Annotated in this window: 8 protein-coding genes; all 8 read left to right on the top strand. The window is 44.1% G+C overall.

The annotated features are described in order from the left end of the window. The first annotated feature begins 15 nt into the window (after positions 1-15). The 8 genes from QUB16_RS06080 (at position 16) to QUB16_RS06045 (ending at position 15,082) form a co-directional block, all read left to right on the top strand. Positions 16-1,083, top strand: a complete 1,068-nt coding sequence (locus tag QUB16_RS06080) for an LOG family protein (RefSeq protein ID WP_333314844.1) — start codon at positions 16-18, stop codon at positions 1,081-1,083. Between the two features lie 374 nt (positions 1,084-1,457). Beyond that, positions 1,458-2,663 (top strand): urease accessory protein UreH domain-containing protein, encoded by a 1,206-nt coding sequence (locus QUB16_RS06075; protein ID WP_333153378.1) that lies wholly within the window; start codon positions 1,458-1,460, stop codon positions 2,661-2,663. Then, positions 2,638-3,111, top strand: a complete 474-nt coding sequence (locus QUB16_RS06070; protein ID WP_333153379.1) for a hypothetical protein — start codon at positions 2,638-2,640, stop codon at positions 3,109-3,111. Before QUB16_RS06075 ends, QUB16_RS06070 begins: the two co-directional genes overlap by 26 nt. 276 nt (positions 3,112-3,387) lie before the next feature. Next, positions 3,388-4,830: a cytochrome ubiquinol oxidase subunit I gene (locus QUB16_RS06065; RefSeq protein ID WP_333314842.1), complete on the top strand. Its 1,443-nt coding sequence runs from the start codon at positions 3,388-3,390 to the stop codon at positions 4,828-4,830. Between the two features lie 8 nt (positions 4,831-4,838). Continuing rightward, positions 4,839-5,852, top strand: coding sequence for a cytochrome d ubiquinol oxidase subunit II (cydB, locus tag QUB16_RS06060; RefSeq protein WP_333314840.1), 1,014 nt, complete (start codon positions 4,839-4,841; stop codon positions 5,850-5,852). Positions 5,853-6,341: 489 nt separating this feature from the next. Next, complete coding sequence (locus tag QUB16_RS06055; RefSeq protein ID WP_333314838.1) at positions 6,342-11,720, top strand: AAA family ATPase; 5,379 nt, start codon at positions 6,342-6,344, stop codon at positions 11,718-11,720. A 204-nt stretch (positions 11,721-11,924) separates the two neighbouring features. Further along, positions 11,925-12,890, top strand: a complete 966-nt coding sequence (locus QUB16_RS06050) for a phosphate/phosphite/phosphonate ABC transporter substrate-binding protein (protein ID WP_333314836.1) — start codon at positions 11,925-11,927, stop codon at positions 12,888-12,890. After that, positions 12,887-15,082 carry an ATP-binding protein gene (locus QUB16_RS06045; RefSeq protein ID WP_333314834.1) on the top strand — a complete coding sequence of 732 codons (2,196 nt, stop codon included), beginning with the start codon at positions 12,887-12,889 and terminating at the stop codon, positions 15,080-15,082. The genes QUB16_RS06050 and QUB16_RS06045 overlap by 4 nt, the downstream gene beginning before the upstream one ends. Positions 15,083-15,088: the final 6 nt, after the last annotated feature.

Genomic DNA, 15,088 nt, shown 5'->3' with positions numbered 1-15,088 from the left:
GTTTCGGAAAAATTCATGATTCGTTCTGGGTCTGGTCAAGGTTTTGAGTCCCTCCAAGCTGAAGTGATGGATTTGCTCGATCGCTTGCCAATGTTGAAGCACTCTGAGTGGATCGAACGATCGCTCTCTACTATAGTGCAAATGGCCAGAGAGGATCTCGATCGGCTAGACTTGAAGATTATTGCGGCGTCGCTCCGAGATATGGAGAGCGCTTTTGAGATGTTTTATCCTTACCGCCACGTTCGCAAAATTGTGATTTTTGGTTCGGCAAGGGTGTCACCGCAATCAGCGGAATATTTGATGGCCAGAGACTTTGCGCGGGCGATGGCCCAGCAGGGGTTTATGGTGATTACTGGCGGCGGCGGGGGAATTATGCAGGCGGGGAACGAGGGGGCGACTGCTGAACGTTCTTTTGGGCTGAACATTCAGTTACCTTTCGAGCAGAGTTCTAATCCTTTCATTGCCGGCGATCCCAAATTGCTCAATTTTAAATATTTTTTCACTCGCAAGTTATTTTTTCTCCGGGAGAGCGATGCTTTAGCTCTGTTTCCGGGCGGTTTCGGCACTCTGGACGAGGCTTTTGAGTGTCTGACTTTGACTCAAACTGGCAAGTTCGGGCCGGCTCCTTTGGTATTGATCGATCGACCGGGAGGAGATTATTGGCATGATTGGAATTATTTTGTGCAAAAACAATTGCGGGGCCGGGGTTTGATTTCAGCCGACGATCGCAGCCTGTATACGATTACTGACGATGTAAATGTCGCTTGCGAGGCGATCGGTAGTTTTTATCTGGTTTATCACTCCTGCCGCTACGTGCGCGAAAAACTGGTAATTCGCTTGAAAACAGAGCTTTCTGAGGAGAATGTCGATCTGCTAAATACTGATTTTAGCGATATTGTTGTCACCGGAAAAATTGAAAAAAGTCAAGCTTTGCCACCGGAAATAGGAGATGCAACTTTCGATCTGCCGCGCCTGACTTTGCATTTCAACCAGCGGGATTTAGGGCGGCTTTATCAGCTAATTGCTGCTATAAATCAAATGGGTGCAGCTTCGCCGGCTGCCGCGCGTCCAGCACAAAAGTAGTTATTAGTCATTAGTCATTAGTCATTAGTCATTAGTCTGTAGGGGCTGGGTTCACGAGAAATAGTTGTAACTAACTCAGGGGATAAATAAACCCGCCCCTCTGATGGAGATAAATTTGACCACGAATTTCAAAGGTGGTACCCGCCACGTGATTTATCCGTGGAATCAATCCCAAATCTAAAATCTAAAATCCTCAAGAAAGAGCATTTATCTCGCGCAAGTCAATCGAAAATCGAAAATCGAAAATCGAAAATCGATTGACCGACAATCTTTTGACAAAATTGATAGGCTGCATTTATGATAATCAACACTAATAAATTATCAATCAGCAGTAAAAAAACTAATAACTAATGACTGCTGACTACTGACTCAAAATGCTAGACCTGCTGCTAATTAGCGCTTTGGGATTTCTCGGCAGTTTCGGTCACTGCGCGGGGATGTGCGGCCCGCTGACAATGGCGTTTTCTCTTTCTAATTCCGGCAACGATAAATTAGCTGCTTTCCGCTTTCACCTGCTGCTGAATTTGGGAAGAATTGCTGCTTACGCTTTGGTTGGTGCTGCAATTGGCGGGCTGGGTTCGGTGTTAATTGCTGGCGGACTTTTGGCAGGTACGGGTAGCGAATTGCGGCGGGCGATCGCACTTCTGACGGGCACGATGCTGATTTGGTTCGGAGTAGTGCAAATTAAACCGGGTTTGCTGCCGGGATTGCCACTGCTGCACCCAATGTCGCACGATCGAGTCGGACAAGCAATGAGCAAGCTTTCGGCGCAAAAAAACTGGTGGGTGCCGGTTGCTTTGGGTTTGCTTTGGGGTTTGATTCCCTGCGGTTTCCTCTACGCGGCGCAGATTAAGGCGGCGGAAACCGGAAACCCGGTTTTGGGTGCGGCGACGATGCTGGCTTTTGGACTGGGCACATTGCCAACTATGCTGGGAGTGGGTTTTTTTGCTGGCAGATTGAGCGCGGACAAGCGCAGTCAACTGTTTCGTGCGGGTGGTTGGGTGACTGTGGCGATCGGGATTCTTACCTTGCTGCGAACCGATGAAATGGTTGATTTTACTGGCCACGCAGCGCTGCTGTGCTTGATGCTAGCACTGTTGGCGCGTCCGGTGAGCAAGTTTTTGCCGCAAATGCTGCGCTACCGCCGCGCCTTGGGTGTGGGCGCGTTTGTCCTCGCAGTCGCCCACACGTTTCATATGCTGGATCATACGCTGAAATGGAATTTGGATGCTGTGTCCTTCATGTTGCCACAGCATCAGTTGGGAATGGCGGCTGGGATGACGGCGCTGCTGTTGATGTTGCCGGCGGCGGTTACAAGTTGCGATCGCATTCAAAATTATTTAGGCCAACTGTGGCGAATGCTTCACCTGTTAAGCGTTCCAGCTTTCTTGCTGTGCGCTGTACACGCGGCACTCATCGGTTCCCACTATCTCGGCGGTTTTGAATGGAAGTTGCACAATCAACTGCTGACAGCGGTGTTAGCGGTGGTTGTGGTGTTAGTTATGTTTGTGCGATCGCGTTTATTTTGGTCAATTTTATCACTGGAGAAGTTCTATGTTTCGCCTGTCAAACAAAAGTAAAAATTTAGGATTGTTAGTTTTTTTAGGATTGCTAATTGAAGCAGCAATTCCGAGTGCGCCGCAGTTAAACTCAATTTCTGTTTGGGCGCACGAAGTCGAAGTATCCGCAGATGTAGCCGCTACCTTTCACCTAGAACCCAACCACAACCCCCGCGCCGGACAGCCTGCGAGAGTGTGGTTTGCCCTAACTCGCAGGGGCGGTCAAATTATCCCACTAGAGCAGTGCAATTGCAAATTAGCGGTTTATCCGAAAGAGCGCAAAGAAGGAGATAAACCCCTGATGCAGCCGCCTTTAAAAGCCATCTCTGCGGAAAAATATCAAGGAATACCAGGAGCAGACATCGTGTTCCCCAAGGGGGGGATTTACGAACTTGAATTGAGCGGAACAGCCAAAAATAAAGCTAATTTTAAACCCTTTAAACTGACTTATACAGTCACGGTTCGCTAAGATAATATTTCCCTCACCGAACATAAATCTTGTAGGGGCGGGTAAACCTGCCAATAAATGCCTAAAACCCACAATCTCATAAACCCGCCCCCACCCAACGACAAAGCAGAATCTACCTATTTTAACATACAAAAAAAATACAACCGAAATCTGTATAAAACCTTAAAAATTCCCCACTCTACAAAATGTCACAAATTTTTACACTACATTATAACCAGTGTCCATTATGGAATTTGTGCAAGCTAACCTCTTTTGAACTGAGCAAAGGAAATAACGATGGATATCTTATCTAACACCGTGGCGCTATCACGGATGCAATTTGCGCTAACCGCCATATTCCATATGCTGTGGCCAGTTCTGACTACGGGAATGGGAATTTATCTGGTAATTGTTGAAGGAATGTGGCTGAAAACTCGCAATCCCGACTACTACCATCACGCTCGTTTTTGGTCTAAACTCTACGTCCTCAACTTCGGTATTGGAGTAGCTTCAGGAATTCCGATGGAATTTCAGTTTGGCACGAATTGGGCACCATTTTCCGAAGCAGTAGGTGACTTTTTTGGCAGCATTTTAGGCTTTGAAGCTTCAATGGCATTTATGCTAGAAGCCGGCTTTTTAGGCATTATGCTGTTTGGTTGGGAGCGCGTTAACCCGATCGTCCATTATTTCGCTACAATCATGGTAGCCTTCGGCGCAAACCTATCCACAGTCTGGATTTTAGTCGCTAACTCTTGGCTGCAAACTCCTGCAGGCGGAGAAATGGTCAATGGCAAGTTTATTGTCAGCGATTACTTTCAAGCAATTATGAACCCGTTCGCATTAAACAGCATTCTCCATATGTTTTTTGCGACGTTAGAAACTTCGCTGTTTGTCATTGGCGGAATTAGCGCTTGGTACATTCTCAATAAGCGCAACCAAGCCTTTTTTTCCAAGTCTTTAAAAATTGCCATAGCGACAGCCATCGCCGTTGCACCCTTGCAGATATACATCGGACATTTGAGCGCCGAACAAGTTTATCACTATCAACCCACTAAATTAGCAGCAATCGAAGCTAAGTGGGAAACTTCACCAGCGGGAGAGTCAGCAGATTGGACTTTGCTAGCTTTGCCTAATGAAAAAGCCCAAAAAAATGACTGGGAAATTAGCATTCCCAATGGCTTAGGATACGTTCTGGAATTCAAACAAAAACTCTCCGAACCCGTACTCGGATTGAAGGAATGGAAGCCAGAAGATAGACCCCGGATGGTGGGTTTAATCTACTATTGTTTTCGTATCATGTCCGGGATTGGATTCTTCTTTTTAGGACTGATGCTGTTCAGTATAATTCAGTGGCTGCGAGGCAAACTTTCTGCTGAAAATATTAGCAGTCAACCTTGGCTGATGCGCGCTTGGGTATTAGCTGCTCCCCTGGGATATATTGCTGTAGAATCGGGTTGGATTGTGCGCTGTGTCGGCAGACAACCGTGGGCTTTATACGGGCAAATTCGCACTGCTGACGCGGTGTCAAACATCCCCGCCAGCAATGTTTTAACTTCTCTCAGTTTCTTTGCCGTTGTTTACAGCTTTTTGTTTGTTTGTGCCTTGTATTTTGGCAGCCGAATTATCCGCAAAGGCCCTAATTTAAGTCTGCCTGTGCCAGGTTTAGACAATGAACCTGCAATCGAAAGTCAACCCGCAGAACACATTCCCGATCAACGTCCCTTAGAAGCACAACAATAGGAGATTTTATGCAAGCTTTGGAGCATTTTCTCCCACAAGTTTGGTTTGTAGTTTTGGCTTTGTTTCTCCTGCTATATGTCATGCTAGACGGTTTTGACTTAGGAGTAGGCATCCTCTCTCTGACTGCTTCCGACGAGGAACGCCGGGGCATTTTAATGACGAGTTTAGGCAACGTTTGGGACGCGAACGAAACGTGGCTGGTTTTAATGGGAGGCGCTTTATTTGGCGCATTTCCTCTCGCTTACGGCACGATTTTGACAGCGCTGTACATACCGATTTGCATGATGCTTTTTGGTTTGATATTTCGGGCTGTAGCCTTTGAATTTCGCGAGCATTCTAATCGCAAATTATTCTGGAATTATGCCTTTGGTGCTGGCAGTTTTTTAGCAGCTTTAGCTCAAGGATTTGCCCTAGGTGCGGTGCTCGAAGGCATTGCGGTTGATGAAGCCGGTCACTTTGTGGGGACTACTTGGGATTGGCTGGATTGGCGATCGATCTTGGTTGCTTTGACGCTGATTCAAGGCTATGTTTTGATCGGTTCAACCTATCTAATTATGAAAACGGAGGGCGAACTGCAAACAAATCACTATCGCACGGCTAAAATTGCGGCGGTGACAACTTTAATCGGAGCGATTTTAATTACAATTGCCACTCCGATTTTTTACGAAAGTGCTAGATCCAGGTTGTTCGAGAAACCGCTAGTTTATGTCTTTGCCACGATTCCTTTGTTGGGAGTGCTGTTGGTGGGACTGCTGCTGAAAAGTCTCGCAAGCAAGGAAGAACGAACGCCGTTTATCTGGACGATTCTGATTTTTTTGCTGACTTTCATCGGCTTGGGATTGATTGTTTTTCCGTACATTATTCCCTCGCAAATCACGATTTACCAAGCCGCCGCTTCGCCCAGCGCCCTGGTATTTATGATTGTGTTTATGGGCATTCTGATCCCGATTATGATTTTTTACAACATCTACAATTATGTTGTGTTTCGGGGTAAGGTTGTCGGCGGCCACTACGGGGAATAAAGCATAATACAACCGCAGATGCAGGCTAATGTACGCAGATAGTATCAAGTTTATATGCTGGTTTATCTGCGTATATTGGCGGGAAAAATTACAAATTATTGTTTTCTGATATTATCAGAAATTACGCAACCATACTATACATAACATAGCGCAAATAGTGCGGAGTAGGCAAAGAAACTAATTTAGGATTAGCGATCGCACGTCATGCGATTTGAAATGGGAAATTGGAGATTTGATATTTGAGATTGCTCCCACGGATGAGTTCGGGACTTGCGATCGGGATGCGGAGATTTTTTCAAATATCCACGGATGAATCCGGGGGCCCCGGACCAAATTGCTTTCTGTCAAATAATAGTTGATAAACATTGGGGAAAAATTACAGTTAATTCTGTCCCTAGCGAGGGTGCAGAGTTTGCGATCGCTATCTTTGTCAAATAATAAAATACAATGGAAGAGAAGGTTTTAATTTAACTGTTGTATAAACGAGTTATGGATGCGATCGCAAATTTGTCAGGTTATCAGATTACAGAGCAACTTTATGCAGGTACACGTACCCTAGTCTATCGAGGCCTCCGTACCCGTGACGAATACCCAGTCGTCATCAAACTGCTGCGAAACGAATACCCCTCCTTCAACGAGCTCGTCCATTTTCGCAACCAATATACCATTGCCAAAAATCTCGACTTCCCTCACATCGTCAAACCCCTGACGCTGGAAGTACACCAGAATAGCTATGCCCTAGTAATGGAGGACTTTGGCGGAGTCTCCCTATCTACTTATCTCAAAACAGCAACAAATGAAACCCAACCATCTCAAGCTTTACCTTTAGCAGAATTTCTCCAACTCGCCATACAACTAACAGACATTATTCACTATCTCTACCAAAACCGAGTCATTCACAAAGATATTAAACCCGCTAATATTCTCATTAACCCAGACACCCAAGAAATTCAACTAATTGACTTTAGTATTGCATCCCTCCTACCACGAGAAACCCAAGAAATTCAGAACCCTAATATCTTAGAAGGAACATTAGCCTATCTCTCCCCCGAACAAACAGGACGGATGAATCGAGGCATTGACTATCGTAGTGACTTTTATTCCCTGGGTGTGACTTTTTATGAATTGTTAACAGGACAGTTGCCATTTATCTCTGATGATCCGATGAAATTGGTGCATTGTCACCTCGCTCAACAGTCGATACCGATCCATCTAACAAATCCAGAAGTTCCCATAATTTTATCGAAAATTGTCAGTAAGCTGATGGCGAAAAATGCAGAAAAACGCTATCAAAGTGCATTAGGACTAAAGCACGATTTAGAAAAGTGTTTATTTCAGTTACAAAAAACAGCCAAGATAGAAGATTTTGAACTCGGAAAACGAGATATTAGCGATCGCTTTACTATCCCGGAAAAGCTCTACGGTAGAGAAAAAGAAGTCGATCGACTATTAGCTGCCTTTGAGCGAGTCAGCACAGGTAGCAGCGAAATGATGCTAGTAGCAGGTTTTTCTGGAATTGGGAAAACCGCCGTTGTCAATGAAGTTCATAAACCCATTGTCCGTCAGCGCGGTTATTTTATCAAAGGCAAATACGATCAATTTCAACGCAACATTCCCTTCAGTGCGTTTGTGCAAGCCTTCCGCGACTTAATGGGTCAATTGCTATCAGAATCTGATACCGAACTGCAAACATGGAAAACCCAGATTTTAGCAGCAGTGGGAGACAACGGACAAGTCTTGATTGACGTGATTCCTGAGTTAGAACGTATAATTGGCGCTCAACCCCCTGCAACAGAATTGTCAGGAAGTGCCGCCCAAAATCGCTTTAATCTGCTAATGCAGAAGTTTGTGCAAGTTTTCACGAGCAAAGAACATCCTTTAGTGATGTTTTTGGATGACTTGCAATGGGCGGATTCAGTCTCCCTGAATTTGCTACAATTATTGATGATGGATACAGGATATTTATTAGTATTGGGGGCCTATCGAGATAATGAAGTTTCGCCCGTGCATCCATTTATCTTAACAGTGGATGAGATAGTTAAAACGGGGGCAACAGTGAATACAATTACTTTGGAACCGTTAAGCGAACTAGATATGAATTTGTTGGTGGCGGATACGCTGAATGGCGAATCATCACTTGCCCAACCTTTGACAAGATTAGTCTATCAAAAAACTCAGGGTAATCCTTTCTTTGCAACTCAGTTTCTCAAGACATTACATGACGATCAGCTAATTAGTTTTAATTGGGATATTCGGCATTGGCAGTGTGATATTGCCCAAGTGAAAGCCTTAGCTATCACTGATGATGTCGTTGAATTCATGGCGTTGCAATTGCAGAAGCTGCCCAAAGGAACTCAGTATCTTCTCACCTTAGCTGCTTGTATAGGCTCGCAGTTTGATTTGAATACGTTAGTAATTGTCAGTGAGAAATCTGCTGGAGTGCTGGCTACCGCTTTATGGAAAGCATTACAGGAAGGTTTGGTGATTCCCACGACCAAAATCTATAAGTTCTTTACGGAATCGGATAGTGATGAAGTTTTCAAGGCTTCAGCTAATCCAACTTATCGATTTTTACACGATCGCGTCCAGCAAGCCGCATATTCGCTAATTCCCGATTCACAGAAAAAAGCAACGCATCTCAAAATCGGACAATTACTTCAGCAAAATTCTTCAAAAATAGAGCTAGAGGAAAAACTGTTTGATATCGTCGGGCATTTGAATCGAGGAATTGAGTTAATCACCCAAGCGAGCGAACGAGAAGCCTTAGCTAAACTGAACTTAGAAGCCGGTTGTAAAGCCAGAAATTCTACCGCCTACACGGCAGCCAGAGTTTATCTGCAAACAGGCATCGATCTACTAACAGCCAACTGCTGGCAAAGCCAGTATGAATTAACCCTGAACCTCTATGTTGCGGCTGCTGAAGTCGCCTATTTGAATGCTGACTTTGATGGCATGGAACAGATGGGCGCACGGGTGTTACAGAATGCACAGACAATCTTAGACAAAATCAAAATTTACGAAATTCAAATCGTCGCACAGACAGCACAGAGTAAGACGTTAGAAGCCATTGCAGTAGCCAGAGATGCACTCTGGCAATTGGGGGTTGAACTCCCCACCGAAGCTGACGAAGCCTTGATTGGTAAAGCGCTACAGAGCCTTGCGGGCTCCCTCGGCGGCAGAAAGATTGAGGAACTAATCGATCTGCCTGTGATGAGCGATCCTCAGACTCAGGCAGCTATGCCAATATTGGCCATGTTATTTGCACCCATTCTTCAGGGAATTCCAGGCTTAGTACCCCTACTTAGCTCCACAATGGTAAGTTTATCGCTCTCCTTTGGGAATGCACCCGCATCAACGGTGGGCTATGCGATTCACGGACTTGTATTAAGTGCCTTTTTGGGAGAGGCAAAAACGGGCTATAGCTTTGGGAAATTGGCATTGAATTTGCTCGATCGGGTAAATGCACGAGAATTTAAGTGCATTACTCATAATATGTTTGGGGCATTTATTCAGCACCATCAAAATGCTATGAGGGCAGGGCTACCAACGCTGAAAGAGGGCTTTATGGCTGGCATGGAAACTGGGGATTTTCTCAACGCTGGCTACAACATAGCTACTTACAGCTACATCAACTTTTACGGTGGGGTAGAACTGGATACTTGGGAACCGGAACTTGCAGTCTACAGTGCTACCTTGGCTCAGGTGAAGCAATATTCTGCTCAGACTTATTTGCGTATGGAGCAGCAGATGTTGCATAACTTGAGGGAAGTTCGTACTCTGTCGGATTGCTTAATCGGAACTGCCTATGATGAAACGGTGATGATTCCTAAGCACTATCAGGATCGTGAATTCAGTGCGATCGCTCTTGTATATATTTACAAACTGCTGCTTGCCTACTTAGGCGGCAATTATCCGGCTGCCTTAAACCATATTTGCCAAGTCAAGCCGTATTTGATGGCATTATCGGGATTGGCTCATGTTCCCATTTTCCATTTCTATGCAGCCCTGACGTACCTGGCAGTGTTTTCCACACAACCCGAAACCGAGCAAGCTGAAACTCTTGCCCTCGTGGAAACCCATCAAACCACTCTGCATCAATGGGCGCAAAATGCTCCCATGAATCATCTGCATAAGTGGTATTTAGTGGAAGCAGAACGGCAGCGGGTTTTGGGTTACAAGGCAGATGCACTTGAAATGTACGATCGCGCCATCCGACTAGCTCAAGAAAATCTCTTCCTCAACGAAGAAGCCCTCGCCAACGAACTCGCAGCGAAATTCTACTTGGAATGGGGCAAAGAAAAAGTAGCTCAAGCCTACATGATTGAAGCGTATTATTGTTATGCCCGATGGGGAGCTAAAGCCAAAATAGACGATTTGGAAAAACGTTATCCTCGCCTACTCGGTATTATCCTTCAGCAAGCTCAATCCTTTAGTTCTTTTAAGGAAACGATCGCCCGGGGAACGATTACTTCTACTCACTCTTCTAGCAGCAACTCTGATTTTCTAGATTTGCCTACTCTGATGCAAGCCTCTCAAGCCATTTCTGGGGAGATTGAACTAGATAAACTCCTGACTACTCTCCTAAAAATAGCGATCGCGAATGCTGGCGCCACTAAGTGTGTCTTATTGCTCAAACAAAAACAGTATTTACAGGTAGCGGCGCTTGTAGCAGAGGGACAGGAACCTGAGCTATTACCATCAATACCTCTAGAATCCAGTAAGGATGTAGCAATTAGTTTGGTTAACACTGTCAAGCGCAGTTTGAAACCTGTGGTAATAGTTGATGCTAGGGTAAGTTCCCAGGTTGGGAGCGATCGCTATATTGAACAGCACCAGCCGATCAGTATTCTTTGTATTCCAATTCTTAATCAGGGGCAGTTGATAGGAGTTTTCTATCTGGAAAATAACCTGACGGTTGGGGCATTTACGAGCGATCGCATTGAAGTGCTAAATTTGCTGGCTTCTCAAGCTGCTATTTCCTTAGAAAATGCCCGTTTGTATCAAGAATCTCAACAAGCACTTACAGCTCTCAAGCAGGCACAAATAACAATAGTTCAAAGCGAAAAGATGTCAGCTTTGGGAAACTTAGTGGCTGGGATTGCTCACGAAATTAATAATCCCGTTGGTTTTCTGGGTGGTAATATTCAACCCGCCTTAGATTATATCAAAGATTTGTTTGGCTTGCTCGATTTGTATGAAGAAAAATATCCACAACTCGATCCAGAGATTCAAGAAGAAATCGAGAACATCGATCTGGAATACATCCGGGAAGATTTACCGAAATTAGTAGGTTCGATGCGGGAAGGCGTGAAGCGCATCCGGGATATTAGTACCAGTCTACGGACATTCTCCCGTGCGGATACTAACTATCCCGTAGCTTGCAATATCCACGATGGCATCGATAGCACCATTATGATCCTGAAACATCGCCTCAAGGCTAACGATACTCGTCCAGAAATCAAAGTGATTAGGGAATATGGTAATTTGCCACCCGTGGAGTGTTATGCCGGACAGTTGAATCAAGTATTTATGAATTTGTTAGGTAATGCGATCGATGCTTTGGAGGAATCAAATCAAGGACGACATTCTGCAGAAATTGCCAATCAAATTACCATTAAAACCGACATTTCGAGCGACAAAAAACAAGCGATAATTTGCATTAAAGATAACGGTGTGGGCATGAGTGAGGCCGTGCGAGAGAAGATTTTTGATGAGTTATTTACTACCAAAGAAGTCGGGAAAGGTACGGGGTTGGGATTGGCGATCGCCCGCCAGATTGTAGTTGAGAAACACGGCGGTACAATAGAGGTAAATTCTGTATTGAGAGAAGGGACGGAGTTTGCGATCGTCCTACCCTTAAAAAACTAGCGAACACAAGATGAGTTATTACCAATTCCTTAACATTAGATTAAGTTGATAAAATTGCTGTGATTGTATGTTTTTATACTTGACAAAACTCTGATAACGTGCTATGCAATAGAGAAAGTTACTAATTATACCAGATGTTTAATGTCCGCTTAATTAAACCTCCCAAATATTAGTATTAATATCCAATTTAAGGAGCGTCCAGCTATGCAAGCATATTTACAGCAACAACTCCATTCATTGATTAAGGGAAAAATTGCAATTATTGCTTTAACCCTCCCTACATTAATAGTGATTAGTACAGGTTGCACTACTAAAACTTCTATTAACAATAAGCCTCAGCCAACGGCAACTAGCCAAGTTAGCGCTGAAAGCCTGCCCTCAACTTTAACGATCGCATCTATCCCTTCAAGGAATGACAAACAGCAACAGGAACAACTACGAACTTTAACTGAATACCTAACTAAAACCCTGAAACGACCTGTATCTATCCAAGGGATCAAAGACTACAATCGTACAGTTGACCTCTTGGTAGAAGAAAAGGTGCAAGTCGCCGTATTAGGGCCACTCTCTTATATTGAGGCAAAGCAACGGAATCCGCAAATCGAGCCGATCGTTGCCCATATCAATAAAAGTACGGGCCGGCCTTGGTATAAATCAGCTATTGTCGCTAATTCTGCGAATGGGATCAAAACCCTCGACGATCTTAAGGGCAAGCGGCTTGGCTTTGTCAGTAAACTATCAACATCAGGCTATATGTTTGCTGTAGTTCACTTGTTAGGTCTAGGTTTCACCTTTGATACCGATTTTGCCTCGGTTCAGTTCTTTAAAAGTCAAGAGAACACCTTAGCTGCGCTGCTAGATGGGAAAGTTGATGCCATAGCCATTAATTTAGACGTTTATAATCAAACTAAAGAAGCTGGCACAATTAATGATTCTTATCAGATCATTTGGGAATCGGAACCAATTCCCGAATCTCCTATTGTTGTTTCTCAGAAACTATCTCCCCAGCTTATTGATGAATTGAAAGAGGCATTTCTCAGCGCCCCTGTTGGAATGCTGAATCTTAATAGTACTCCTTCTAATGGATATACCCTAGTGCAAGACTCGGACTATTATCAGGTCAAGCAAGTCAAAAAACAATTAGAGGAAAAATTGGGTAATAAAAAATGAAAATTTGGCAAAAATTTTTTGGTTCTTCGGTAATAACTTTAGGGATGATTGTCATTGCCCTAGGAATGAGTAACATAGTGCTGGGACGCGCACGTAATGTGGTAGAAAAGGCACATTATAAAAGCCTGAAGTTGATGGGGAATGCTCAAACTATAGATTCTCTCTTAGCGCGTCAAATTATTACATTAAAAGATTTGTTAGTGCTAGAAAATCCTCAAGTCAAAATTGCCGAATATGAAACGGAGAAGGAACAATTTTTATCTATATTAGATGAAATGCAAAAAATCAGTCCCGCCACTAAAGAATTAGATATTGTGTATCGTCGATATCAAACTTTTGATCGGTTGGCTACCGAAATTAGTCAATCGGTTATTGCCCAAAAGATTCGACCTCTAGCAGAGGTTAAGGAAGACTATAGATCTATCAACACTTTTAACAGAGACATTAATTTTTTTACTTCTAAGATTATTAAAATTTTTCAAGAACAGCAAAAACAAGCCGTTAAAGAAGGGGAAAATCTCAATCAAACCGAGGAAATCGTCAAGTGGGGAATCCTTGTTTTTACTTTGCTAATTCTTACGGGGCAGTTTTTCTTAATTCTATTGCCTGCTGTCTGGTCTATCAAAAAACTTCAGGCAGGAGTAGCGACAATTAGAGAGGGTAATCTGGACTACAGATTAGACATCCAGACTGGTGATGAAGTCGAGCAATTAGCCAGCGAGTTCAACCGCATGACTGTCAAGTTAGCAGAATCTTATCGCGATTTGGAGGCAAAAAAGGACTATGCCAATGCGGCCAACCAAGCTAAAAGCGAATTTTTAGCTAACATGAGCCACGAACTCCGCACACCTCTCAACGGGATTCTCGGTTATGCCCAAATTCTGGGCCGCTCCAAAGTTATCCCCGAGAAAGAACGTCACGGTGTGAATATTATTCACCAGTGCGGCTCTCACTTACTGACATTAATCAACGACATTTTAGACCTCTCCAAAATCGAAGCCCGTAAACTCGAACTTACCCCCAAAGCCATTCATTTACCATCCTTCCTGCAAGGAGTAGTAGAAATCTGTCGAGTGCGTTCTGACCAAAAAGGGATCAATTTCATTTATCAACCAGATCCCAACTTACCCACAGGGATTGAAACTGACGAAAAACGACTTCGCCAAGTGCTGCTCAATCTCCTAGGAAATGCAATTAAATTCACCGACAAAGGCAGCATCACCCTCAAAGTAGAAGCGATAGAACCAAATGCCACTATGCCATTGCCTCGGCTCAAATTCCAAGTGATAGATACAGGAGTCGGCATCGCATCTGACCAAGTAAACAAACTATTCCAAGCCTTTGAACAAGTAGGCGATCGCAAACGCCAATCGGAAGGCACAGGCTTAGGTTTAGCCATCAGCCAAAGAATTGTGCAATTAATGGGCGGAGAAATTCAAGTTGAGAGTCAGCTTGGGGTAGGCAGCACCTTCTACTTTGAGGTAGCACTGCCAATCGCCACAGACTGGGCACAAAAAAGTTCAGTCAAAGACGGACGCACCATCATCGGCTATGAAGGTGCATCGCGTCATATTCTAATTGTGGATGACCGCTGGGAAAATCGCTCAGTATTGGTGAACCTACTAGAGCCGCTGGGATTCATATTTACCGAAGCGGAGAATGGTCAAGCAGGCTTAGAAAAAGCTAGAGAAAAACTGCCGGATTTGGTCATCACTGACTTAGTGATGCCGATAATGGATGGCTTTGAACTCCTCAAAAAATTACGCAGCTCACAGGAGTTAAAACACTTGAAAGTGCTTGTATCGTCAGCATCAGTAGCGCAAATAGATCAACAGATGAGTATAGAAGCAGGAGGGGATGATTTTCTGACCAAACCCGTTGAGGCAGAGGAGTTGTTGATGTTGGTGGCCAAGCATTTACAACTCATCTGGAAATATGACGCAACTGAGTTAAGCACAAGCGATAATAAAGTATCCGCTACAGAACTAATTCCCCCATCGGCGGCGGACTTGCAAATTTTACTGGAACTAGCACAGGATGGTCTGCTGAGAGAACTGGCAGAAACCGCTGCAGAAATTGGGCAAAAGGATGAGCGCTATCAGCCCTTTATTCAGGAAGTCATACAATTAGCTAAGCAATTCCAAACAGAGAAGATCGAGCAATTGATTCAAGAACACCTTACTGATACTTAAGATTGA

The organism is Microcoleus sp. D3_18a_C4, from assembly GCF_036702415.1.
GTDB lineage: Bacteria > Cyanobacteriota > Cyanobacteriia > Cyanobacteriales > Microcoleaceae > Microcoleus.
Note: the sequence above shows the minus strand (reverse complement) of the source record. Positions and strands in the feature narration are given on the sequence as shown.

Excerpts from the sequence above, each read along its gene's own strand:
- QUB16_RS06070 (WP_333153379.1), top strand. The coding sequence starts at position 2,638 with ATGTTTCGCCTGTCAAACAAAAGTAAAAATTTAGGATTGTTAGTTTTT.
- QUB16_RS06065 (WP_333314842.1), top strand. The coding sequence starts at position 3,388 with ATGGATATCTTATCTAACACCGTGGCGCTATCACGGATGCAATTTGCG.
- QUB16_RS06045 (WP_333314834.1), top strand. The coding sequence starts at position 12,887 with ATGAAAATTTGGCAAAAATTTTTTGGTTCTTCGGTAATAACTTTAGGG.
- QUB16_RS06080 (WP_333314844.1), top strand. The coding sequence starts at position 16 with ATGATTCGTTCTGGGTCTGGTCAAGGTTTTGAGTCCCTCCAAGCTGAA.
- cydB (WP_333314840.1), top strand. The coding sequence starts at position 4,839 with ATGCAAGCTTTGGAGCATTTTCTCCCACAAGTTTGGTTTGTAGTTTTG.
- QUB16_RS06050 (WP_333314836.1), top strand. The coding sequence starts at position 11,925 with ATGCAAGCATATTTACAGCAACAACTCCATTCATTGATTAAGGGAAAA.
- QUB16_RS06055 (WP_333314838.1), top strand. The coding sequence starts at position 6,342 with ATGGATGCGATCGCAAATTTGTCAGGTTATCAGATTACAGAGCAACTT.
- QUB16_RS06075 (WP_333153378.1), top strand. The coding sequence starts at position 1,458 with ATGCTAGACCTGCTGCTAATTAGCGCTTTGGGATTTCTCGGCAGTTTC.